Genomic DNA, 24,838 nt, shown 5'->3' on the forward strand with positions numbered 1-24,838 from the left:
AACAGGTTATACCCGTAGCATGGACGATGCGGCGGGAAAAATCACCGGGACCTTAGGCCAGAATAGTGGGTGTCTATATCTATAGTGGGTGTCTTTTATTGGTAGTGATTGCGCAAAACGGATGCAGTATAAGTGGCTATCCTGCCAGGCGTTGCAGTAGTTGTTTGCATTTCATGCAGCGATAATTTCCGCCTTTCAATACGGTATTATGCCGCCGTTTCGACAACATCACGGTATCGCAGTGGCATTGGTAAGCAAATTCGTCTCTTTCTAATATGGAAGTATCGAAGCTGTGTGTCGTGGTTGGAGAGCAGTTAAAAACATCCTGCATGATAGTGCGCCATTGCATGCCATGTGGCTTAACTTTACCAAACCGATGCCAGACAAGAAGGTGGCTGACTTCATGTGGAATCACATCCTCCAAAAAGGCCGAAACGTTGTCACGCAGTAATAATGGGTGAAAATTAAGACGATTTTGTTGCAAAAAAGCTGTACCAGCATTTTTTCCTGAGCGTCGAAAGGTAATTTCTGGCGTGCGGAATGCTTGTCCAAAGTAGTCTTCAGCACGCTTATAACACTGTACAACCCGGAGCTGCACCTGACGGCGCAACTCCGGTGTTAAATCATATGTAGCGATGTTACTGAACCTTACACTGCAGGCAAAGCACATAAACACCCATAGGGTCATTTAAACGCTTGAAGCCTTCAAACTCTGATACGACTGTTTTCACCATATCAATTAACGCACTGTCAGATTCTGCAAATTGCCACTGCGCCGCCTTGATAAACGCCTGCCCAAAAAACTCTTTCCAGAACATTTCTTGCGGAGTAAGTGAGCGTTGAACGTAGTACTGCGTATAGTCCGTCACGCCAGCCATTTCAGCCGCGGTTGAAATTGCATCATCCAGGGTTCCAAGTTCGTCTACCAGACCCAGTTCAATCGCGTCTTCACCAATCCAGACACGGCCTTGCGCAATATCGTCCACAGCTTCAACTGACATATCGCGTGCATTGGCAACCATTGTAATGAAGTCACGATAGTTATTTTCTACGCTTCGCTGAAGCAACTGACCGAACTGAGGGTCGAGCTCTCGGGCCGGCGATAACCCTGCGAGCTCAGTCGTTCCTACACCGTCAGTATTAATACCCAGATAGGATAACGAGTCTTCGAATGTCATAAACAGACCAAATACGCCAATTGAGCCAGTAATGGTACTTGGTGATGCAATTATCTTGTCTGTATCTGCAGCTATCCAGTACCCGCCTGATGCTGCGTAAGTACTCATTGACGCAATAACAGGTTTGCCCGCCTTTTTAAGCTCAAGCACTTCCTGGCGTATAACTTCAGATGCAAACGCACTGCCGCCAGGTGAGTCAATCTGCAAAACTACAGCTTTAACATTCTCGTCTAAACGCGCCTTACGTAACAAACGTGCAGTACTGTCTCCGCCAATGGTGCCGGCCTTCTGTTCACCATTAAGAATATTGCCTTTGGCCACAACGATTGCGACTGCATTTTTTTGTGGCTTGGTTGATGGCAAGGGAGGGTTAACCACTTTCACATAAGTTTCATACGGTGTTACGTTAACCCCAATCTCCTGCTCGTCCATACCAACAAGAGCGATAAGTTCCTGGCGAATTTCTTCTCGGGTTTTGAGCGCGTCCACCCAGCCATTTTCCAGTGCATAGCCTGCAAAGTCACCGCCGGCGCTGTTAAATTTCTCTAGAAGTGCGTCCAGCGATTCATCAAAATTAGTAATTGGCATATTGCGGGCAGACGCCACATCTTCTTTATACTGCTGCCAGTAGCCATCCAGCCATTGCTGGTTTGCTTGCTTGGCCGCATCTGACATGTCGTTGCGAATAAACGGCTCAACCGCTGACTTGTAAGTACCTACACGAAAAACGTGAGTGTTAACTTTCAGCTTTTCCAGCGTTTCTTTAAAGTACATGGTATAGCGACCATATCCTTCAAGCAGCATTGCTCCCTGTGGGTTCAGATAAACATGATCAGCATGTGATGCGAGGTAATATTGTGTCTGCGTATAGTAGTCGCCTGTTGCATAAACAGGTTTGCCAGATGCTTTGAAGCGCTGAATTGCCTGGGCGACGGTTCTTAGTTTGTCTAAACCACCGCCTGTCAGGCTATGCAGTTCCAGTACCAGCGCTTTGATGCGTTTATCCTGACGCGCATTATCAAGAACTTTTACGACATCGCGAACCAGCACTTCGGGGTTATCCGGTTCATCACCGAACGCCTCCTGCATGAATGTTTCAAAGGGATCGACATATTCCTTTTCGATAACCAGGTTACCGTTCAGATTAAGGAATAGAGCGCTGTCCTGCTTAACAACAAGCGGATCTTTATCGCCAGATAAACCAATAATAATGGCCACGGCAATTACAATAAAAATTATGTTGAAGAACAGCTTGCGGGCAAAGTTCAGTACTGTCCACAGGCCGACAAACAATGATTTCGTCCAGCTTCCGTTAGCTGCCATACATTTTCTCGCGATTATTACAACTCAGCTTCCCATGTTATCGAAATTGACAGCGATCGCTAACGTAAATTGTAATTTTTTGTAAGTAAACGATGAAGAGGCGTTACAGCGCTATTAATTGCTGTAGTAGTTGGCTCAAGCACCACCGTATTGCCAGGTGCTACATAACAAAAGTGGCCTGGCAGGGTATTCGACTACACGAAGGTTAAAACAAATCCGACTTAACGCCTTAATCTATCATCAGGTTTGTTTACGGGGTCTTTACGATCGTACTTTTTTACTTAAAAAGAATGCGTAACGAAAGATATGGCTGAAAACAGGGTCTAATAACTATCGAGCCAACTACTTTCAGAGATAAACATGACAATAGCAATTTATCAATCGTGTGTCGCGGCGCTAAAAAAAGCAGAGGGTATACCGTTGCTACTTTTACGTCTGTACCTTGCTCCTGTAATGGCCCAGGCTGGCTGGAACAAAGCGATGGCATTTGAAAGTACGTCCGCGTGGTTTGGCAGCTCGGACTGGGGGTTAGGGTTGCCATTTCCAGATATAATGGCGTCCCTGGCTATTGCGGCGGAGGCCGGTGGCGGCATTTTTTTACTGCTGGGTCTGCTGACCCGACTCGTAAGCATCCCGCTTATCGTTACGATGCTGGTCGCAATCTTTTCGGTACATGCCGAAAATGGCTGGTTAGCTATCGCGGATCCTACGTCATGGCTGGCAGACGGGACACTTTATTTAGATGAGCAGGTTCTCGCCACACCTGAAAAGCTGGAAGCTGCACGTTCATTGCTACAGCATCATGGTCACTATGATTGGCTTACTGACAGTGGCAAGTTTGTGATCCTTAACAATGGCATCGAGTTTGCAGCCACCTACCTTATCATGCTGCTCGTATTGTTCTTTTATGGTGGAGGGCAATTTGTCAGTGCTGATTACTGGCTGTCAAAGCGAAACTAAGCGGCAACTAGCGTTGACAATTAATGCGTACAATTTACACCCATATGCCTGGACACCCACCTTTCGGTTGTCTGTCAGTTACATGGACACCCATGATTAATAAAAGACATATCTGACCCCACGACACGGTTAAGCCACAATATGATTAAATTCGTGTTTGAAATGTGGGTGTCCAGTTTGAAAGGTTCTGTGGGTGTCTGGGAAAGACAAGGGTGGGTGTCCTGGTGAGATCCGGTACTGGTCTTTTGACTGATGCGTGCGTAGGATTAGTCATGCACATAAACGCAATGCACAAAAGGAGAGTTCCGTGGACGCTTTGACGTTGTTACTTAACCGCGCTTCTCAGCCACGACTGACCGCCCCGGCACCAGAGGGCGACGCGCTGGACAATATTATGCAGGCAGCGCTTCGAGCACCCGATCATGGCATGCTGACGCCCTGGCATTTTGTTGTATGTGAAGGGCAGGGGCTGCATAAACTGGGTAGTCTGTTTGAGCAATCCGCGATTGACAATGACAAGTCTGAAAAAGAGATTGAACGTTCCGTTCAGTTACCATTGCGGGCACCTATGGTCATCGCCGCGATTGCTAAAGTGGTTGAACACGAAAAAGTGCCCAGGGTCGAACAGATTGCTTCTACTGCATGCGCTGTGATGGCGATGCAAATGGCGGCAGTTGCTCAAGGTTTCAATGGCATCTGGCGAACGGGCAGTTATGCGCAATGTGACACGGTAAGAGCAGGCTTCGGACTTGAAGACGACGACGAAATTGTTGGCTTTTTATATCTGGGTACGCCCGCTATCGATGCGCCCCAGCGTCCCAAACGTGATACATCGGAGTACTTTGAATATTGGCGGTAGGTGCTCAGCGTGCTTCAGGTCAGTATCGCCAGTGCCGGCACTTTCTGACAATGCACGCTGAACGTAAGTTAATAAATCAGCCGGCTGCACGTTTAATGCAGCCGGCTATTTCGACCTAATCAACTTCAACTATTTTCATTGCATTGGTTGAACCGACGGTTTCCATTACGTCACCGTAGGTCATGATAAAGCTATCGCCGGATTCAACCAGCTCATGGGCTTTGAGTGCGTTGATAACATCATGTTTGAGCTGGCCTGGCTCACTGTTGATTGAATCAAAGTAAACCGGGGTTACGCCTCTGAACAGTGCCATAGAGTTAAGCGTCCCGGCATGCCGCGACAGCGCGATGATAGGCAGTGTGGTTGTAATACGAGACATCAGCTTAAGCGTGTTGCCACTTTCAGTTAACCCCACTATAGCTTTAATACTTGGCAGATGGTTTGCTGCATATACCGCAGACAGTGCCATGGTTTCACTGGTGGTGGAGAACTGCTCATCCATGCGATGTTTGGATATTTTGATACTAGGATGCGTTTCCGCGCCTTCGCAAACCCGCGCCATGGCTTTTACGGTTTCAACCGGATACTTGCCCGCAGCTGTTTCAGCCGACAGCATCACTGCGTCAGTGCCATCTAATACTGCATTGGCGACGTCCATGACTTCTGCCCGCGTTGGCATGGGGCTTTCAATCATCGATTCCATCATCTGCGTCGCTGTTATCACAACTTTATTGAGCTGACGGGAACGAGAGATAAGTTTTTTCTGTACACCGACAAGTTCAGCATCACCGATCTCGACCCCTAAATCTCCGCGCGCGACCATTACGGCATCAGAAGCTGAAATAATGTCGTCGATCGCCTGGTCAGACGCGACGGCTTCTGCCCGCTCTACCTTGGCGCAAATTTTTGCATAACAACCTGCCGCTTCGGCCAGTTCTCTGGCATAGTGAAGGTCATCACCACTGCGAGGGAAAGACACAGCCAGGTAATCCACACCAATTTCTGCGGCAGTCTTTATATCTTCTTTGTCCTTTGGCGTCAGTGCTTCTGCGGATAACCCTCCACCGAGCCGGTTAATCCCTTTATTGTTTGACAGCTTTCCGCCTACCGTCACTTTTGTGTGAACCTCTCGTCCTTTCACACTTGATACTTCAAGCTGTATGCGGCCATCATCCAGCAACAGAATATCGCCGCTGCTAACATCATCCGGCAAGGCCTTGTAATCAATTCCTACGCGCTGCTGGTCGCCTTCCTCTTTGCCCAGCTCAGCATCCAGAATAAATGAGGCTCCGTGTTCAAGTGTTACCGCGTTGTCGGTAAAGCGTGCAACACGGATCTTTGGTCCCTGCAGATCGCCTAAAATCGCGACATATTTTCCGAGCTTTTGCGCCGCACTGCGCACACGCTTAGCGCGTTCGATATGATCCTGCGCCTGACCGTGGGAAAAGTTCATTCGTACGACGTTGGCGCCAGCCGCCAGAATCGCTTCGATGTTTTCCTGTGAATCAGTGGCAGGGCCTAATGTGGCAAGAATTTTCGTTCTTCGGGTCATATTCTGTCGTTATCCTTTGGATGATCAGCAAATGATGTCGCCTGTATTAAGACGAGCGATTTTTGTAATTTTATTACAGAATACTAGTAAAATTTGACAAAAATGTGAATGAAAGTCGGCGTATTTACGACTGTTCCTACCAGTTTAGTGTAAAAGCTGGCCCTTTGCCTGCAAGAGTACATGTAAGATCACATGCAAAAGCAGGCGACGGGGCCGCGAGTAAAAGCAAACAGACGGCGTTTTATTCGTTGCGTTTTTCATAGCGCGAGCCACGTAACGTGTCTTTTACCCGCTTCAGGTTTTCCCGGAATTTATTGCCCCGGCGCAGCGTAAAACCGGTTGCCAGTACATCGATGAGAGTCAGTTGCGCAATGCGTGATGCCATGGGCATGTACATATCGGTATCTTCAGGTACTTCCAGTGACAACACGTATGTGCACTCATTGGCAAGCGGGCTGTCTTTAGAAGTAATACCCACAACAATCGCATCATTCATGCGGGCAATTTGCGCGATCTCCACTAAACTTTTAGTACGGCCTGTGTGGGATATCAGTACCACCACATCCCCCTCGGAAGAATTCATACAACTCATTCGCTGCATCAGAATATCTTCGAAGTAAACAACCGGCACATTGAAGCGAAAAAACTTGTTCAGAGCGTCATGAGCAACAGACGCTGACGCGCCCAGTCCAAAAAAGGAAATCTTCTGTGCCTGTGTCAGCAGGTCAACAACGCGGTTCACGACCTGAATATCAACTGACTGACGGGCCACCTCGAGTGACGCCATGGTAGATTCAAAAATTTTAGTCGTATATTCCTCCGGACCGTCGCTTTCATCGACATGCCGGTTAACGTATGGCGTACCGTTCGCCAGACTCTGTGCCAGATGCAGTTTAAAGTCGGGGAAGCCTTTGGTATCCAGGCGACGGCAGAAGCGGTTGACGGTCGGCTCGCTGACATCCGACATCCTTGCCAGAGTTGCTATACTCGAATGGATGGCGGATTGCGGGTTAGCAAGAATAATATCCGCCACTTTTTTTTCCGATTTACTGAATGCGGCTCTGCTCTGGGTTATTTTTTCTAGTATATTCATACAGATGATGCGACTCGTCAGAAGGAGGTTGATTGTTTACTCAGGGGTATACTATCGAATGTGAAACTTCTGACAAGAAAAATGTAATTTTTTGACAGTTCTAAGTGTAACTTTCACTGGTGTTTTATCGTACAAGCGCATATACCACCTTGGTTGCATAAGTTGTAATTTTACTACATTTTGTGTTATCACTAAGTAAATCTTGTCCTGGTATTAGCGGTGGCGTGGTTGCCAAGCGATATATCAGCGTAGCAAAAAGGTCGACAAATATGGTTTTGGATACATCCTACGAGCCTTGTGATTTGGTGCTTTTTGGCACCCAGGGCGATCTGTCACGACGGAAGTTATTGCCTTCGCTTTACCAATTAGAAAAAGCCGAGCTGATTCACGCAGACACAAAAATTATTGGTGTTGCCAGACAATCAATGACGCTCGAAGATTATGTAGACGAAGTCAGGGCAAACATCATTAAATTTTCTGGTGAAGAAATTTGCGAGAAAACCTGGCAACAGTTTAGTGAGCGGCTCGACTACGTCTGTGTCGATATGAAAGACATGAACAGCTATCAGACGTTCAAGGAACATGTCGACCCCAGTCGCATCATGGTCTGTTATCTGGCAACGCCGCCTGCTATTTACGGTGATATTTGCCGCGGCCTGAATGGCTGCAACATTATTGATGAAAGTGTCCGTGTGGTACTGGAAAAGCCCATCGGCCATGATCTCGAATCGTCCAAAGTGATCAATGACCAGGTCGCAGAATTCTTTGAAGAGCGCCAGATTTACCGTATTGACCATTACCTGGGCAAGGAAACGGTGCTTAACCTGATTGCGCTGCGCTTTGCCAACTCTATTTTTGCGACCAACTGGGATCATAACTGTATCGATCATGTACAAATCAGCGTGGCTGAGTCGGTCGGCATTGAAGGGCGCTGGGGTTACTTTGATGACGCCGGTCAGATGCGCGACATGGTGCAAAATCACCTGCTGCAAATTCTCAGCCTGGTGGCAATGGAACCGCCTACAACACTGGATGCAGACAGTATCCGTGATGAAAAGCTTAAAGTGCTTAAGGCGCTGCGTCCTATAAACGCCAGCAATGTGGCCGATACGACCGTGCGCGGGCAGTACACGTCCGGCTTCGTGAAAGGAAATGAAGTACCCGGCTATCTCGAAGAAGACGACGCTAACACGCAAAGTCAGACGGAAACGTTTGTGGCGATTAAAGCCGAAATCGATAACTGGCGCTGGGCCGGCGTTCCGTTTTATCTGCGTACTGGTAAGCGCATGCCCACTAAAGTCAGTGAGGTAGTGATCTACTTCAAGCGTCAGCCACACAATATGTTTGGCGACAGCTTCAAGAGCCTGCCACCCAACAAGCTGGTCATCCGCTTACAGCCTGACGAAGGTGTTGAAATCACCGTCATGAATAAAGTACCGGGCCTGACCAGTTCAGGTTCGATGGATTTGCAAAAGTCCAAACTCAACCTGAGCTTTTCAGAAGCGTTTGCCGATGAGCACATTCCTGACGCCTACGAAAAGTTACTGCTTGAAGTCATGCTGGGTAATCAGGCGTTATTCGTGCGTCGTGATGAGGTCGAGCAGGCATGGCGCTGGGTAGATTCGATTCTGGAAGCATGGAGAAGTTCCAGTGAGCCACCTGAGCCTTATCAGGCAGGAACATGGGGACCCGTGTACTCCATTGGGTTGTTAGCGCGGGAAAACCGCAGCTGGTACGAAAGTAAACAGAGTAAAAAGAAATAGTATGGCATTGACGATTGAATCTTTTGATAACGCACAGACGCTCACCCGCGAATTTGCAGCTAAACTCGCCGACATTCTCGAAACCGGTATTGAGGCGCGCGGGCGTGCTTCGCTCGTTGTCAGTGGCGGCCGTACACCACTGGCATTGTTTGAAGCGCTGAGCCAAAAGGATCTGGACTGGTCATGTGTGGACATCACACTGGCGGATGAGCGCTGGGTTGATGAGTCTGATGACGCCAGTAATACCCAGCTGGTTAAGCAAAACCTGCTGGTGAATAACGCCGCGGCTGCTCGCTTTATTCCTCTGAAGTCTGCACATGATGATGCAGCCGAGGGCGTGAATGATGCCGAAGCGGGTGTGGCCAGCATGTCGCAACCTTTCGATGCTTTAATACTGGGCATGGGCGAAGACGGGCATACAGCGTCATTATTCCCTTGCTCAACACAGATTAACGATGGCCTGGATATGAGCAGCGGTAAAACCTGTATCGCTGTCACACCAACGACCGCACCGCATCAACGCATTTCGCTTACCTTGCCGGCCATTCTGAACAGCCGGAACATTTTCTTGCACCTCACCGGTGAAAAGAAAAAACAGGTGCTTAACGATGCCCTTGATGGGGCGGCCGAAGTGCAAAAGCCTGTTACTGCCGTGGTTAACCGGGCACCGGTAACCCTGATGTGGGCGCCATAGGAGAACGTAATGAATTCACAGTTAGACGATGTAACGCAACGAATAATCGAACGCAGTAAGAAGACCCGCCAGGAGTACCTTGATAAAATCAACAAGGCACGCCGTGAAGGGCCGCACCGCGGTGTACTATCCTGTGGCAACCTGGCACACGGTTTTGCTGCCTGTGGCTCAGCAGAAAAGTCAGACCTGCGCTCAATGACCAAAGCCAATGTGGCCATTGTTTCCTCGTATAACGACATGTTGTCAGCGCACCAGCCGTACCACAATTACCCGGAAATCATTAAAGATGCGGTCAAGCAGGTTGGCAGTGTTGCTCAGTTTGCCGGTGGTGTACCGGCGATGTGTGACGGTGTTACGCAAGGTCAGACCGGTATGGACTTAAGTCTGATGAGCCGCGATACAATTGCACTGGCTTCAGCCGTGGCACTGTCTCACAATATGTTCGACTCGGCGCTGATGATGGGTATTTGCGACAAGATCGTACCGGGACTACTGATGGGTTCACTCAGCTTTGGCCATCTGCCGACCATATTTGTCCCTGCCGGTCCAATGCCATCTGGCTTACCAAATAAGGAAAAAGCACGGGTTCGTCAGGCCTACGCCGAAGGGAAAGTTGGCCGCAAAGAATTACTTGATGCCGAATCTGAGTCTTACCATTCGCCGGGCACCTGTACATTCTATGGCACTGCCAACTCGAACCAGCTGGTTGTTGAAATGATGGGGCTCCATCTGCCAGGCGCTTCCTTTGTTAATCCGGACACGCCGCTGCGGGAAGCCTTAACGCGCGCTGCTGCTGTACAGGCGACGCGCCTGACCGATCTGGGCACAGAATACACGCCAATTGGTGAAGTAATTGATGCCAAGGCACTGGTGAACGGGCTTGTGGGCTTGCTGGCAACAGGGGGCTCGACAAACCATACGATGCACCTGATTGCCGTTGCACGATCGGCCGGCTACATCATTAACTGGGACGATTTCTCAGAGATTTCAAATGCAGTGCCGCTGCTGACCCGCATTTATCCAAATGGCTCGGCAGACATCAACCATTTCACTGCTGCTGGCGGCATGGCATTACTTATTAAGCAACTACTGGACGCAGGTTTACTGCACAACGATGTTAAAACCATTGTCGGGGACGGACTCGACAAGTATACCAAAGAGCCGATGCTGGATGACGGTGAACTGGTGTGGAGAGACGGGGCGACCGAATCGCTGGATAAAGAAGTGCTGGCACCGGTTTCAACGCCGTTTAAACCAGATGGTGGCTTAAGTGTGCTTAACGGAAACCTGGGGCGCTCGGTGATTAAGACGTCTGCGCTGCGCACACCACACATTCATATCAAAGCGCCGGCCGTGGTGTTTGAAGATCAGTTTGAGCTGGATGACGCATTTAAAGCTGGCAAGCTTGATCGCGACTGTGTTGTCGTTGTGCGCTTCCAGGGACCTTCTGCCATTGGTATGCCAGAGTTGCACCGTCTTACGCCACCGCTTGGTGTGCTGCAAGACCGTGGCTACAACGTCGCGCTGGTTACTGACGGACGTATGTCCGGCGCCTCCGGTAAAGTGCCGGCTGCCATCCACGTGACCCCGGAAGCGTATAACGGTGGCCTGCTGGCGAAAGTCCAGGAAGGCGATATGATCGAACTAAACACCGAAACAAACTCACTGACGCTGTGCGTAGATGAACAGGAACTGGAAGCCCGGGTCCCCCGCGAGGCCGACATTGAGCATCACCATCAGGGCATGGGCCGTGAGATGTTTGCCGGGATGCGTGCAATTCTGACCGGTGCCGAAGAGGGAGCATGTTCACTGTTCTACACCCAGGAGCAGGCATATGACTGATAAGTTCGTCGCAGATGTCGGCGGCACCAATATACGGCTGTCCCGGGTGACGGAGTCCGGCGTAGCTGATATTAAAAAATACATGTGTAAGGATTTCGCCAGTATCGATCTGGCGATCCTGGAGTATTTTAAAGATATGCCGTCTACGACGTTTGTCAGTGGCTGTATCGCGATTGCCTGCCCAGTGCTGGGCGATCAGGTTGTAATGACCAATCACAGCTGGGCATTTTCTCAGGCTGCATTAAAAAGTCAGCTGAAACTGGATAACCTGTTTGTCATTAATGATTTTACGGCAGTGGCACATTCGCTGCCGGTATTAAGCAGCGAGCAGGTCATTCAGATAGGAGAAGGCACGGCAAAAGAAACGGGCAATAAAGCAGTATTCGGCCCGGGCACTGGGTTAGGTGTAGAGCACATTACCTGTGTTGAGTCTGAGTGGGTGACCATCGACGGCGAGGGTGGCCATATTGATTTTGCCCCCGTAGACGAGACCGACGTGGTTATCTGGCGCTATCTGCAGAATAATTTTGGCCGAGCATCTGCAGAAGAAGTCATGTCTGGCCGTGGGATAATGAATATCTACCGGGCACTGACTGCCCATTACCAGAAGACCGCCGAGTTTGACGACCCGGCGCAGGTGACAGAAGCTGCGCTGGACGGCAGCTGTGATATCTGCACCTCTACACTGACGCAATTTTGCCGGATCATGGGCAGCTTTGCCGGCAACATTGCGCTTAATGCGGCAACCACTGGCGGCGTCTTTATCGGCGGTGGTATTGCCAGCCGTTTTCCTGAGTTTTTACGTAACAGCGATTTCCGCGCCCGGTTTGAAGCCAAGGGTCAGATGAAGCATTACGTGAAAGACATACCAACTTATCTTATCGCTGAGCCTGACCATGGGTTGTTAGGTGCGGCAGCTTATCTTCAACAACAGACAGCGAGCTAGTTTATGACAATGAAATGGAATGTATCCCCAGCGGAGATTTTTGATGCCGGCCCAGTCGTCCCTGTGCTGGTTATTCATGACGTAGCGCACGCTGTTCCTCTTGCTAAGGCATTAATGGCCGGCGGGATCCGGGTGTTGGAAGTGACCCTGCGTACACCGGCAGCGATGGATGTGATACGCGAAATTGCCCAGCAGGTCCCCGATGCACTGGTGGGTGCGGGCACTGTTACTAATGCTCAGCAGTTAAAAGAAGTGGCGCAGGCCGGTGCAAAGTTTGCAATTAGTCCGGGTATGACCGCAGATTTGCTGATTGCTGGCCGTGACAGCGAAATCCCGCTTATTCCGGGTATTTCCTCTACGTCTGACCTGATGAAAGGTAAAGATGCAGGCTACACGTATATGAAGTTTTTCCCTGCGGAAGCGTCGGGCGGTGTGAAAGCCATTAAATCAATCAGTGGCCCGTTCCCGGACATTCGTTTCTGTCCAACAGGAGGCATTGGTCCAGACAACTATCAGGCCTACCTTGCACTGCCGAATGTATGCTGTGTAGGCGGCTCCTGGGTTGCACCAGATGACGCAGTTAAGAACGAAGACTGGGATAAAATCACGCAATTAGCGAAAGATGCGGTAGCGGGTGCAACGCGCTCATAGTCAGCTCAGATGAGAAAAGCCGTGGCAGTGAATACTGACCACGGCTTTTTTATGTCTGTTTACAGGCCGGAAAAGGGCTGATAAGCCCTTTTCTAGTGCAATGGCTCAATGGTTTGTGTGAGGCTGTGTGACGCACCAGCGGCCAATGTATGTCCTTTGGTGACGGCGGTTTCAATACAGATCATATGCACAAAACCAAACGCATCCATATCCGTGATTGAGGCAGCACCCTGCCAGGGCGTCCAGACAACCACCGAGTCATTGTTCGCGTGATGCACAGCTGTAAAGGGCGACGCGTCGATATTGACCGTTACTGTTTTATCACTGCCACTGTGAATGCGGTCGACTTCACCTTCAATCAGATACGGCGAGGGAGCGGGCTTCACAGCCCAGTTATCATTTTTGTCGGTATAGTCGCTTTCAATACCAGTAATGCTGGTATGATGAATGTCAGGCACGTAAAAATAACTGTGCAGAGCGGCATTAAACGTGAACGGCGCGACACCTGTATTGGTGGTCGTCAGCGAGATAGTCAGGCTGCGCCCTACGGTCACGGTAAGTTGCACGTCACTGTCGTGTTCAAAGCCATCGGCACGGGTAAATGCGGGGCACAGAACGATGCGTGTGCCTTCGGGCGACGCTTCGCTCTGTGCGATTTTCCACATCTGACTACGCAGGAAGCCATGCGAGGGCAGGGCACCTTTATCTCGTCCGTGATCGTCACTAAACCATGGCCAGCACACCGGCACACCACCGCGAATAGGCTTTTTGCCATCCATGTGCGCATGCGGACTTAGCCATAATCTTTCGGTATTATCAGATTTAGGAATAAAAGACACCACATGGCCGCCGTACAGGCTGATGCGCGCGGTAGCATGGTCGTTGTCGACCTCTATAAATGAAATCCCTGATGTGTCATCAAGGGTAATACCACTGGCGAGTGTCATTCTTCCTCCCTGTGTCGAATTACACTATCGACATTGTGCACCCAAAACAAAAAAGGTGCGATAAAAATCGCACCTGTTTTTTACTGTTTAGAAGACAATTACTGCAAGTCGCTGCAATTGTTACTTGTTAATATGGGCAACCAGATCCAGAACCTTGTTTGAATAGCCCCACTCGTTATCGTACCAGGCGACCAGCTTAACAAAGGTGTCGGTCAGTGCGATGCCGGCAGTGGCATCAAAAATTGACGTTTGCACGTCACCAATGAAATCATTGGAAACGACTGCATCTTCGGTATAGCCCACGATGCCTTTCAGCTCACCCTCAGATGCTGCTTTCATCGCTGCGCAAATGTCATCGTAGCTGGTTGGCTTGGCCAGGTTTACGGTCAGATCGACCACAGACACGTTTGGTGTCGGAACCCGAAAGGCCATACCGGTAAGCTTGCCATCCAGTGACGGGATAACTTTACCCACTGCTTTAGCCGCACCGGTCGAGGATGGAATAATGTTTTGTCCTGCGCCGCGACCACCGCGCCAGTCTTTCATAGACGGACCGTCTACGGTTTTCTGTGTCGCCGTCGTAGCATGAACCGTTGTCATCAGGCCGTCGACAATGCCAAACTGGTCGTTCAGTACTTTTGCCAGTGGTGCCAGACAGTTAGTGGTACAGGATGCGTTCGACACAATCTCTTCACCCTTATAGCTGTCATGGTTAACGCCCATAACGAACATAGGGGTGTCATCTTTGGACGGCGCAGACATCACCACTTTTTTGGCGCCGGCTTCAATATGCGCCGCCGCTTTGTCTTTGGTCAGGAACAGGCCGGTGGATTCAACCACAACATCCACATCAACCTCACCCCACTTCAGTGCGGCAGGATCTTTTTCTGATGTAACCCGAATGGTTTTGCCGTTGACGACAAGATTATTGTTATCAACCGTTATCTCACCATCGAAAATACCGTGAGTTGAGTCATACTTAAGCAAATAAGCAATGTAGTCGGTGTCGAGCAAATCGTTAATTGCAACGACTTCGATGTCGTCACGGGTTGCGGCTGCGCGCATTACCAGGCGACCAATACGTCCGAAACCGTTAATACCGATGCGTGTTGTCATGACATACCTCGAATAGAAAATGAAAATAAATTACGTAAAGTATGGATCAAAATGGCATACTAAGCAAAGTAAAACGTATAAATGTTGCAAAATTACAAAACAGCGGGTTATGCAAACGTATTCAGTTTCCCCAACCACGCTCTTCTACAATAATGTTAAAAAATTGTATGTACGCGGATTGAACAACGTTATTTAACGTGCATCCATCAAGACACAGGAACACTTCCAAATGACACAACAACTTCTGCAACAATTGGTAGAGATGCGAGGCATCGAAACCCATTATGTGGACGCATGGGGTAAACCAGCGACGATCGCAGACGAAAGTAAAGCTAAGCTCCTTGAGGTGCTTGGTTACGATACGTCTGACGAGCAATCTGTACAGGATCATATGATTGCGGAGGCAAAAAAGATCTGGGCCACGCCGTTAAATCCTGTTCAGGTACATCGTGATGATGACGCAATATCAATCGCTGTGCGTTTACCGATAGAACTGGTCAACGATGAATACCGTTTTGATATTGAGATTGAACAGAGCGAGAGCCAGTCGGTATCGTTTGTGCCGGTGGATGCAGAGCTTGTCAGGGCGGCGCAAATTGATGATGTAGAGTTTCAGGAATATCTGGTGGCGTTAACCGTACCACTTCCGCTTGGTTATCATACAATCCGGTTGCGAGCCTGTGATAACGATGACGAGCTGGCCAGCATGCGGGTTATTATTGCCCCGCAGCGCTGTCATGCCCCTGACGTGATTGCCAACGGCAAAAAAGTATGGGGCCTCAGCGTGCAGCTTTACTGTGTGCGCAGCCAGCAGAACTGGGGCATAGGTGACTTCACAGATCTGGGCAACCTGGTACGGCAGGCCGCGGCCACCGGCGCCGACTATATTGGCCTGAATCCTATTCATGCACTGTTCCCGGCCAATCCGGACGCCTGCTCACCTTATGGGCCATCATCCCGGCGCTGGCTAAACTACCTGTATATTGATGTCACGGCGATTGAAGGCTTTGCTGAAGACAGTGTGCAACAGGTTGTCAGTTCTGAACAGTTCAAAGCGCGGCTACAGCATGCCAGAAATGTAGAATACATCGATTATGAGGCGGTTGCTGCGGTCAAGCTTGAGGCACTAAAGGCAGTGTTTGAGGTATACAATGCGCGTTACCTGTCGAAAAACAGCAAGCAAAACCGCGCGTTCAGAGCGTTTGTTAAAGAAGGCGGTGAAAGTCTTGATATGCTGGCAACCTATGATGCGCTGCAGGAAACCCTGAAAGATCAGGGTAAGCCGTTCTGGGGCTGGCCAGTATTTCCGGATGACGTCAAAGATTTTCATACCGACGCTGTGGCTAAATTTAAGAAAAAACACGCACGGCACATTAAATTTTATCTGTTCCTGCAGTGGATTGCCGCGCAACAACTTAAGCACGCCAGTGCTATCGCCGATGAATGCGGAATGACCATTGGGTTGTATCGTGACCTTGCTGTGGGTGTCAGTGAGGGTAGTGCCGAGATCTGGGGTAACAAAGACTTGTACTGCACCGGTGCCAGTGTTGGCGCGCCGCCCGATATTCTTGGTCCGTTAGGCCAGAACTGGGGACTGCCGCCGATGGACCCGCACAAACTGTATGAGCAGGCGTACCAGCCAATCATCGATTTGTTTTCATCAAACATGGCAGGCTCCGGGGCATTGCGCATTGATCATGTCATGGCGTTGTTACGTCTGTGGTGGGTGGTCAAAGGTGATCATGCAAGAGACGGCGGTTATGTGTACTACCCGGTCGATGATTTGCTGGCGATTCTGGCATTAGAAAGTCATCGTCATCAAAGTCTGGTGATTGGTGAAGACCTTGGTACCGTGCCTGAGGAAATCCGCAGCAAACTGGCGGATAACGGGGTTTACTCTTACCGTGTATTCTTCTTTGAACAGGCCGAAGACGGTGGCTTTTTCTCACCCAGCCACTACCCGGTGCAATCCATGTCCACCTTGACAACCCACGATATGCCAACCTTAATTGGCTACTGGCACTGTCTTGATCTGGAGTTGGGCAAAGAACTCGGTTTATACCCGACTGACGAAATTCTTGCGCAATTGTATCAGGACCGCCACGACAATAAGCAGGCTATTCTGGATTCCCTGCATGGTCATGGCTCTGTCGATGACCATGTCGGGCGCGACGTAAATCAAACCGGCATGACACAGGCGCTTAACTTTGGCCTGCAAAAACATATGGCCGGTGGCTCCAGTGCGCTGCTAAGCTTGCAGCTGGAAGACTGGCTACAGATGGATAAACCGGTAAATATCCCCGGTACGTTTGATGAGTACCCCAACTGGCGACGAAAATTGTCGCGGGACTTGTCAGGTATATTCGATGATCCGGATATTCAGTCACTGGCGCAGGCACTGACAGAGGCGCGCAAGCGCGCCAGCGAATAACACAGTATAATGACGCCCGCTTCTGGCGGGCGCAGGTCAGGAGTACTTCATGCAAGACTACCAGCAACTGGCATCGGCCACATGCGCTCACCCTTTCTCGTACCTTGGCGTAACGCCACACAATAAAGGCGTGAAGGTGACTGCTTATGTGCCCGGCGCGATTAACATCAGTGTGCGTTTCGCTTCGGGTAATAAGGCTTACGCGCTGGAGGCAAATAGCCTGGATGGCATTTTTAGTGCCACTATCAGCATGCCACCGGGCGATCAGTACTTGCTGGAGATCACTACCGCAGACGGCACGTTCACGCGTATCGATCCCTATCAGTACCAGGACGATGCCTTTCATGCTGTGCACTTTATAGATCATGAGCCCGCTAACCTGTACCGGCAGGCAGGGGCACAAACGGTCTCTGTGCCATTTGGTGATAATCGGGTCGATGCTATCCGCTTTGCGGTCTATGCGCCGAATGCCTCTTCTGTGTCTGTGATTGGTGATTTTAATCAATGGGATGGCCGTCGCCATCCTATGCAGAAAACAGAGCTGGGTTACTGGGTACTGATTATTCCTGAGCTGGCAGTGGGTCAGCGTTATAAATACGAAATAAAGGATGGGCAGGGAAATGCGCTGCCGCATAAAGCCGATCCCATTGGGTTTTATGCAGAGCAATACCCGTCGCATGCGTCCGTCATATTCGACCATCAGCAGTACGAATGGAACGATGACGCCTGGATGAGTGCACGTAACAAGGATAAATACAGTGCGCCGATGAGTTTTTACGAAGTTCATCTTGGCTCCTGGCGACGTCCCGATGACAGCGAGAATAAGCGCTACCTGAGTTATCGGGAACTGGCCGATGCACTTATCCCTTATGTAAAAGATATGGGTTATACGCACATAGAGTGCCTGCCCGTATCGGAATACCCGTTTGACGGCTCCTGGGGCTACCAGCCAGTGGGGATGTTTGCCCCGACCAGTCGCTTTGGTAACCCGGATGACTTTAAATTTTTTGTCGATGCCTGCCATCAGGCTGACATTGGTGTGGTTATCGACTGGGTACCCGCGCATTTTCCTGAAGACGGACACGGGCTGGCCCGGTTTGATGGCAGTCATGTGTATGAGTATGCCGATCCGCGCCGTGGCTGGCACCCCGACTGGAATTCCTGCATTTACGATTTTGGTAAAGATACGGTGCGTCAGTTTCTGGTGGCGAATGCCCTGTACTGGCTGGACAAATTCCATATCGACGGGCTGCGTGTCGATGCCGTGGCCTCTATGCTGTATCTGGATTACTCGCGTAACGAAGGAGAGTGGATCCCCAACGTCGATGGCGGTAACGAAAACTATGAGGCCATCAGTCTGTTGCGTTGGCTGAATGAGGAAGTGTATCGCCATTATCCGGGGGCCATGACAATTGCCGAAGAGTCTACTTCCTTTCCAAAAGTGTCCCGCCCGGTTTATGACGGCGGCCTGGGTTTCGGCTTTAAATGGAATATGGGCTGGATGCATGACTCTCTGCATTTCATTTCCAAAGACCCGGCCTATCGCCGCTATCATCACGGTGATATCACCTTCAGTATGGTTTACGCTTTTGATGAAAACTTTGTGTTACCCATTTCCCACGACGAAGTTGTGCATGGAAAGGGCAGCCTGATTGGTAAAATGCCCGGTGACGAGTGGCAACAGGCGGCAAATCATCGTTGTTATGCAGGCTTTATGTATGGGCACCCTGGTAAAAAGCTGAATTTTATGGGGAACGAACTGGGCCAGAGTAAAGAGTGGGACCACGATGGTCAGTTGCAGTGGGAGTTGCTTGAGTATGACAAACACAAGGGGCTGCAGACACTCTACCGCGACCTGAATAAGCTTTATCAGTCAATGCCTGCGCTTCACGAGGGCGACCATGATCACAATGGCTTTGCCTGGATTGACCATGAAAATGCGGGGCAGAGCGTGGTGTCATTCGTGCGTAAAGGCCGCAAGCACATGCAAAAAGTGTATGTGGTGAGTAACTTTACCCCCATTCCCCGCGAACATTTTCGGCTTGGCGTAGAAGACGCCGGTGAATATACGCTGGCACTGAATACCGACGACGGGGTATATTGGGGCAGCCAGTATCCGGTTCGCGAACGCATGCAGGCAAGTCAGGAGCCCTGGAATCATCAGCCCTGTTCGATAGAACTGGCATTGCCGCCGCTGTCGACGCTGTTTATTGTTTATGAGTAGGAGCATGTGTGGACACGCACACAAGTATGGAATCCCTGTCTGTTTCTGCGGGCGTTGCCTATCCATTGGGCGCGACCCTGACACACGCAGGCTGTAATTTCGCAGTCTACTGTCCGGATGCCCGGGCCGTGCTGCTCTGCTTATTTAATTCGGACACGGAAGAGCCGGTAGCCGAATTACTGTTGCCGGAACGATCCGGGGATATCTGGCATGGCCATATTGAGCCAGTGGCTGCCGGGCAGCTATATGGTTACCGGGTCGAGCGTAAGGAGGTGCAGCTCAATGAAGCGCCGTCCAATAAGCTGCTTATCGATCCGTATGCCCGCAAACTATCACGTCCTCAGCAGTGGGACGCGCGCCAGTATCAGCACGACTCTCAGTTTATGATTGCCAAAAGCGTGGTGGTTGATCCACTTGCTTATCCGCCAGCCCGCAAAGGGCCGGCACTGGAAGATAACCAGCGGGTGATATACGAAACGCATGTCAAAGGGTTAACCAGGCGACACCCGGAGGTGCCAGAAGACGAGCAGGGCACATACCTGGGGGCGGCGCACCCCTCGGTTATTGCACACCTGGTGTCGCTGGGGGTGACTTCGGTGCAGTTCATGCCAATGGCGTCATTTATGCCTGAGCCCTATATCGTGGGAAAAGGGATGACCAATTATTGGGGTTATAACCCGGTGAATTTCTTTGCGCCGGAACCCCGCTATGCAATAAAAGATGCACTGGGCGAAATAAAAGCCATGGTCGACGCCTACCATGATGCCGGGCTTGAGGTGATTGTGGATGTGGTGTTCAACCATACAGCCGAAGGTGGCAAAGGCGGTCCGGTGCTCTCGTTTAAAGGTATGTGTCCGCTTCAGGCCTACATGATGGAGCAGGCCTCCAGTGGCGAGCTTGTTTATGCGAATCATTCAGGTTGCGGCAATACTATTGACACTGCTCACCCTGCGATGACAACGCTGATCATGGACGCGTTGCGCTTCTGGTATTCCGTCATCGGTGTGGATGGCTTCCGTTTCGATCTGGCGGTGTGTCTGGGGCGTGATCCTCGCATGTTCAGAGCGTCCGCCGGATTATTGCGTGCCATTCACCAGGACCCAATGCTGCAGGCCGCGGTACTTATCGCCGAGCCCTGGGACATTGGGCCTGATGGCTATCAGTTAGGCGGCTTTCCGACTGGCTGGCTGGAGGTCAATGATCAGTTCCGCGATACGGTCAGGGCGTTCTGGCGCGGCGATGAAGGGCTCACCGCTGATTTTGCCACGCGTCTGATGGGCTCACGGGATATTTTTCACAAAGGGGCCCGTCGCATCACCGCTTCAGTGAACCATATTACTTACCATGACGGCTTTACGTTACATGATCTGGTGAGTTATGCAGAGCGCCACAATCATGCCAATGGCGAAGATAACGAAGATGGCCATGGCCATAATATTTCCGCCAACTACGGCGAGGAAGGCGAAACCCGCGATTCCCGGATACTCTCTCTGCGTGAGCGACAAAAGCGTAACATGGTAACCACCCTGATGCTGTCGCAGGGCACGCCGCATTTTCTTGGTGGCGATGAACTCAGTAAAACCCAGGACGGCAACAACAACGCGTATTGCCAGGACAATGAGATTAACTGGTACCAGTGGGAACTGAATAAACGCCAGCAGGACTTTCTGGACTTTTGCCGGCATGTAATTACTCTGCGCAGACGCAGCAATCTGTTCAGCGAGCTAAGACTGGATGATGATCACTTTACAGTGAGCCGCAATGTGGCAAGTATTCAGTGGTTTAAGCCGGATGGCTCAAACAAGGCGTCGGAAGACTGGCAGACGCAGCACAATCAGGCCTTTGGTGTTGAAATTCGCGGCTGTGCACAGGCGTCAGACAATCCTGAACACTGGTTTTTGTGTGTCAACGCCAGTGACAATGATGTACGTTTTAATATGCCGGTACTCACCCCCCGCGGCGGCTGGACTCTGGAGCTGGATACCCGCTACGCCTCTGTGGCTGATCAACCTCTGATTTGTATTCAGCAGATATTTTTACAGGCCGGGAAGTCAGTCGCACTGTTCAGTTATGCCCATCAGCGTAAACAGCCGTAGCGTGCTAAACGCTTTACAGCCCGGGAAAGAAACACTGTGCAGGAGTCGGGTATTGTTCGCATCCTCGTAACGCGGGTGGTATGATGCGCACCCATCTGAAACAAGAGGGTGTCTCTATGCAAAATGAAGGTGGAAAAGCGCAGTCAGCAGAATGCGATATCGGGTTTATTGGTCTTGGCGTTATGGGCAACAATCTCACCATGAACCTGGTGGACCACGGTTACCGTGTTGCCTGTTTTGACCTTGATCAGCAAAAGGTTGAAGCCATTCGCAGTAAAGATGCGTCTGAACGCGCTGATGGTACCGCCCCCCGCGTAGAAGGCTGTAGTTCCTACACAGAATTACTCAGTAAACTTAAAGCGCCTCACCTCATTTTTCTGTCTGTTCCTGCCGGCGACCCGGTTGATCACGTCTGCAATCATCTTATTGATGCCGGTATTCAGGCCGACGATATCGTAGTGGATACCGGTAACAGCCTGTGGACGGATTCGGTGGCACGTGAAGAGCAGTACAAAGGCAAGTTCATTTTCTTCTCTACCGCAGTATCCGGTGGTGAAGTGGGCGCCCGCTTTGGTCCGTCGCTCATGCCCTCCGGGAATCCGTATGCCTGGACACGTATTGAACCTGTGCTAACGGCCATTGCAGCTAAAGTCGATCCTGAAACCGGTAAGCCCATCACTTCGCATACGCCAGGGGAACCCATCACTGAAGGGGAGCCCTGTGCCACCTATATTGGTCCGGTTGGTGCGGGTCACTATGTCAAAATGGTACACAATGGGATCGAGTACGCTGACATGCAGCTTATCTGCGAAACATACCATGTTATGCGTAACGCGCTGCACATGGCACCGGCAGAAATAGCCGAAGTCTTTCGCCGCTGGAATGACGGCAAACTCAATAGCTATCTGATGGAAATCAGTGCTGAGGTACTTGAGCAGCTTGACCCTGAAACACACACGCCGCTGGTCGATGTGATCCTCGACAAAGCGGGGCAAAAAGGCACCGGTCTGTGGACCGCGGTTAGCGCTCTGCAAGTCGGCAGCCCGGCTCAGACCATTGCCTCGGCCGTTTTTGCGCGCAGTCTTTCCAGTCTCAAAGACGAACGCATGGCAGCCAGTGAAACCCTCAGTGGTCCAAGCGCTAAAAACTACAGCGATGAAGAAAAAGCCGAACTAATCCACAAACTGGAAGAGGCACTGTACTGCTCTAAAATCTGTGCCTATGCGCAGGGCTTTCAGTTAATGGCCATGGCCGGTAAGGAACATGGCTGGGATCTGGATTTTGGCGAGATTGCCAAAATCTGGCGGGCCGGCTGTATTATTCGTGCGGTCTTTTTGCAGTCGATTTCACAGGCTTATGAGAAAGACGAAGAGCTGACCAACCTGCTCATCGATCCGTTCTTTGCTGAGCAGATCACCCGTTATCAGGCTGACTGGCGTGAATCCATTGCCCAGGCGACGCTTGCCGGGGTGCCATGTCCGGCTATGATGTCGGCGCTGAGTTATTACGACTCCTATCGCACGGCGGTGTTGCCTGCGAACCTGCTGCAGGGACAGCGCGACTATTTCGGTGCGCATACCTATCAGCGGGTGGATAAACCTGCTGGCAAGAAGTATCACCTAGAATGGAGTGATCCTGCCCGCCCGCAAACCGCTATCAAACGGTAATTCAACCGGGTAATGAGGGTAGTATGACCCAGCAACAAAACTGGCGTGAAAAACTAAGCGATGAGGAATACCGGGTGTGTCGGGAAGCAGGCACAGAGCGGCCTTTCAGCGGTGCACTGCTGGATGAGACGCGCGATGGCATGTACCTGTGTAAGTGTTGCAGCGCGCCGTTGTTTCCTGCGGATGCCAAGTTCGATGCAGGCTGCGGCTGGCCGTCTTTTTATAAGCAGGCTGACAGTGATAACGTGGGTTACCGCGATGATGACAGCCTGATGATGCGCCGCATTGAGATATTCTGTAAACAGTGCGACGCGCACTTAGGTCATGTGTTTCCAGATGGACCGAAACCGACGGGACAGCGTTATTGTGTGAACTCGGTATCAATGACATTTGAGCCGCAACAGGGCGATAAAGTGGAAGGCTGACAGCTGAAAAGTACCTTATCTAATGGTTAAAAAATAACCATGTTGCGATTCGAAATAGTAAAATCCGTGCCGGGCAGCACGGATTTTTACTTTGTGGCATGAAAATTTATTACAGACCGACTGTCAGAGCCGGGCAAGCTGCAGTTCATCAGCGTTAAAGTCACCGCCATTAATCGCTGAGATAATCTCATCAGCGACTGCGTCAAGGACGTCGAAAGGAAGCTCGGTACGCGCAGCCATAAGGGTTTTGGAGTCGGTCAGAGCTTCGTCATCGTAATATTCTGTGACTTTCAGCCAGACATACGCGAGCCGGTAGTTTTCCTGCTCAAGGGCAATGGAAACCAGGGAATGATAAATTTCCATATCCACGGCGTCGGCAGTTTCGTAAAGCGATAATGCCTCGTACAAAATGGCAGTGGTCCGCTGCAGATCCCGCTTTACTTCTTCTTCTGCCCGAAACACCAGCAGTGCCGGATCCTGCACGTCATGGCTGCGCATATACTGTCGGAAACGTTCAAGCGCCTCTTTATTACCATGGCGAGACCAGTGATAGTAGGAGAGATAAGGGTCGGCAGCATGGCGAGTTTCCCGGGACAAGCGTTTCAGCTCTTTCTGTGCGGTCAGTACGCCTTTGAGACGGGTCGCCTCTTTGTCGCGGTACTTTATGTGCTCAATGCCTGACGCCTTGTCTACACAGGCCAGATAATCCTCAAACGCCAGCATCAGTGGGTATTTGTACTGCTCTGATTTGTCATCCTTATGGGTATGGCGCAGCCGTATGATGGTTGCCTTTTCCGAGCGACACCAGCCATCCTGATTGAGATCGCTGCACAGGGCAGGATCGTCCTTACAAATTTCTGCGACCGTGGGTTCAAACAGGTTGTCACAGCCTGTGAGCAGTAACAGACTAAACGGCAAACTACGGACAGCGACTGAAAGTGTGGAAAACTTACGAAAAAATTGTCGCTTTCGTCCATTGTGCGCCACGTTTTTGAAATTTATCAACAATTTGGTCATCCCAGTCTCTTTACTTACACTAACGCTCGCTGGTGCGCAGCGCTGGATTCACAC

19 protein-coding genes are annotated in these 24,838 nt (G+C 50.6%); 12 read left to right on the forward strand and 7 right to left on the reverse strand.

Annotation, left to right across the window (positions count from 1 at the left end):
• Window positions 1–136: 136 nt before the first annotated feature.
• Entirely contained in the window at window positions 137–688 is a 552-nt protein-coding gene (locus IE054_RS03725; RefSeq protein WP_229804987.1) for a SprT family zinc-dependent metalloprotease, read from the reverse strand.
• Window positions 639–2,501 (reverse strand): signal peptide peptidase SppA, encoded by a 1,863-nt coding sequence (gene sppA / locus IE054_RS03730; protein WP_189403708.1) that lies wholly within the window; start codon window positions 2,499–2,501, stop codon window positions 639–641. Before sppA ends, IE054_RS03725 begins: the two co-directional genes overlap by 50 nt.
• A gap of 360 nt (window positions 2,502–2,861) precedes the next feature.
• Here sppA and IE054_RS03735 point away from each other — a divergent pair, with 360 nt between their 5' ends.
• Complete coding sequence (locus tag IE054_RS03735) at window positions 2,862–3,461, forward strand: HvfX family Cu-binding RiPP maturation protein (protein WP_189403709.1); 600 nt, start codon at window positions 2,862–2,864, stop codon at window positions 3,459–3,461.
• Between the two features lie 307 nt (window positions 3,462–3,768).
• Complete coding sequence (locus IE054_RS03740; RefSeq protein ID WP_189403710.1) at window positions 3,769–4,320, forward strand: NAD(P)H nitroreductase; 552 nt, start codon at window positions 3,769–3,771, stop codon at window positions 4,318–4,320.
• Window positions 4,321–4,435: 115 nt separating this feature from the next.
• On the opposite strand, the gene pyk is transcribed toward IE054_RS03740, so the two are convergent.
• Both pyk and IE054_RS03750 read right to left on the reverse strand, forming a co-directional pair.
• On the reverse strand, window positions 4,436–5,872 hold the full coding sequence (gene pyk / locus IE054_RS03745; RefSeq protein ID WP_189403711.1) for a pyruvate kinase: 1,437 nt from the start codon (window positions 5,870–5,872) through the stop codon (window positions 4,436–4,438).
• A 241-nt stretch (window positions 5,873–6,113) separates the two neighbouring features.
• Entirely contained in the window at window positions 6,114–6,965 is an 852-nt protein-coding gene (locus tag IE054_RS03750; RefSeq protein WP_189403712.1) for a MurR/RpiR family transcriptional regulator, read from the reverse strand.
• 269 nt (window positions 6,966–7,234) lie between these two features.
• Here IE054_RS03750 and zwf point away from each other — a divergent pair, with 269 nt between their 5' ends.
• Genes zwf through IE054_RS03775 form a run of 5 tightly spaced genes read left to right on the forward strand, consistent with a single transcriptional unit; the run spans window position 7,235 to window position 12,861 of the window.
• Window positions 7,235–8,728, forward strand: a complete 1,494-nt coding sequence (gene zwf, locus IE054_RS03755) for a glucose-6-phosphate dehydrogenase (protein ID WP_189403713.1) — start codon at window positions 7,235–7,237, stop codon at window positions 8,726–8,728.
• Between the two features lies 1 nt (window position 8,729).
• A complete protein-coding gene (gene pgl, locus IE054_RS03760) occupies window positions 8,730–9,422 on the forward strand; it encodes a 6-phosphogluconolactonase (protein ID WP_189403714.1) in 693 nt (230 codons plus the stop codon).
• A 9-nt stretch (window positions 9,423–9,431) separates the two neighbouring features.
• Window positions 9,432–11,264 carry a phosphogluconate dehydratase gene (gene edd, locus IE054_RS03765; RefSeq protein WP_189403715.1) on the forward strand — a complete coding sequence of 611 codons (1,833 nt, stop codon included), beginning with the start codon at window positions 9,432–9,434 and terminating at the stop codon, window positions 11,262–11,264.
• The gene (locus tag IE054_RS03770; protein ID WP_189403716.1) at window positions 11,257–12,210 is read left to right on the forward strand and encodes a glucokinase; all 954 of its coding nucleotides are present in this window, start codon (window positions 11,257–11,259) and stop codon (window positions 12,208–12,210) included. The genes edd and IE054_RS03770 overlap by 8 nt, the downstream gene beginning before the upstream one ends.
• A gap of 3 nt (window positions 12,211–12,213) precedes the next feature.
• Window positions 12,214–12,861 (forward strand): bifunctional 4-hydroxy-2-oxoglutarate aldolase/2-dehydro-3-deoxy-phosphogluconate aldolase, encoded by a 648-nt coding sequence (locus tag IE054_RS03775; RefSeq protein ID WP_189403717.1) that lies wholly within the window; start codon window positions 12,214–12,216, stop codon window positions 12,859–12,861.
• A gap of 92 nt (window positions 12,862–12,953) precedes the next feature.
• On the opposite strand, the gene IE054_RS03780 is transcribed toward IE054_RS03775, so the two are convergent.
• Window positions 12,954–13,808: a D-hexose-6-phosphate mutarotase gene (locus IE054_RS03780; RefSeq protein WP_189403718.1), complete on the reverse strand. Its 855-nt coding sequence runs from the start codon at window positions 13,806–13,808 to the stop codon at window positions 12,954–12,956.
• A 120-nt stretch (window positions 13,809–13,928) separates the two neighbouring features.
• Window positions 13,929–14,924 carry a type I glyceraldehyde-3-phosphate dehydrogenase gene (gene gap / locus IE054_RS03785; RefSeq protein ID WP_189403719.1) on the reverse strand — a complete coding sequence of 332 codons (996 nt, stop codon included), beginning with the start codon at window positions 14,922–14,924 and terminating at the stop codon, window positions 13,929–13,931.
• Window positions 14,925–15,153: 229 nt separating this feature from the next.
• Between gap and malQ the strand changes: the two genes are divergently transcribed.
• The 5 genes from malQ to msrB all read left to right on the forward strand — a co-directional run bounded on the left by malQ (window position 15,154) and on the right by msrB (window position 23,767).
• Window positions 15,154–17,355, forward strand: coding sequence for a 4-alpha-glucanotransferase (gene malQ / locus IE054_RS03790; protein ID WP_189403720.1), 2,202 nt, complete (start codon window positions 15,154–15,156; stop codon window positions 17,353–17,355).
• Window positions 17,356–17,404: 49 nt separating this feature from the next.
• The gene (gene glgB / locus IE054_RS03795; RefSeq protein ID WP_189403721.1) at window positions 17,405–19,579 is read left to right on the forward strand and encodes a 1,4-alpha-glucan branching protein GlgB; all 2,175 of its coding nucleotides are present in this window, start codon (window positions 17,405–17,407) and stop codon (window positions 19,577–19,579) included.
• 26 nt (window positions 19,580–19,605) lie between these two features.
• The gene (glgX, locus tag IE054_RS03800) at window positions 19,606–21,675 is read left to right on the forward strand and encodes a glycogen debranching protein GlgX (protein ID WP_189403801.1); all 2,070 of its coding nucleotides are present in this window, start codon (window positions 19,606–19,608) and stop codon (window positions 21,673–21,675) included.
• A gap of 116 nt (window positions 21,676–21,791) precedes the next feature.
• On the forward strand, window positions 21,792–23,342 hold the full coding sequence (gnd, locus tag IE054_RS03805; RefSeq protein WP_189403722.1) for an NADP-dependent phosphogluconate dehydrogenase: 1,551 nt from the start codon (window positions 21,792–21,794) through the stop codon (window positions 23,340–23,342).
• 23 nt (window positions 23,343–23,365) lie between these two features.
• Entirely contained in the window at window positions 23,366–23,767 is a 402-nt protein-coding gene (gene msrB / locus IE054_RS03810) for a peptide-methionine (R)-S-oxide reductase MsrB (RefSeq protein ID WP_189403723.1), read from the forward strand.
• A 123-nt stretch (window positions 23,768–23,890) separates the two neighbouring features.
• Here msrB and IE054_RS03815 read toward each other — a convergent pair whose 3' ends face one another.
• Window positions 23,891–24,784: a DUF2989 domain-containing protein gene (locus IE054_RS03815; protein WP_189403724.1), complete on the reverse strand. Its 894-nt coding sequence runs from the start codon at window positions 24,782–24,784 to the stop codon at window positions 23,891–23,893.
• Between the last annotated feature and the right edge of the window lie 54 nt (window positions 24,785–24,838).

Source organism: Alteromonas halophila (assembly GCF_014651815.1).
GTDB lineage: Bacteria > Pseudomonadota > Gammaproteobacteria > Enterobacterales > Alteromonadaceae > Alteromonas > Alteromonas halophila.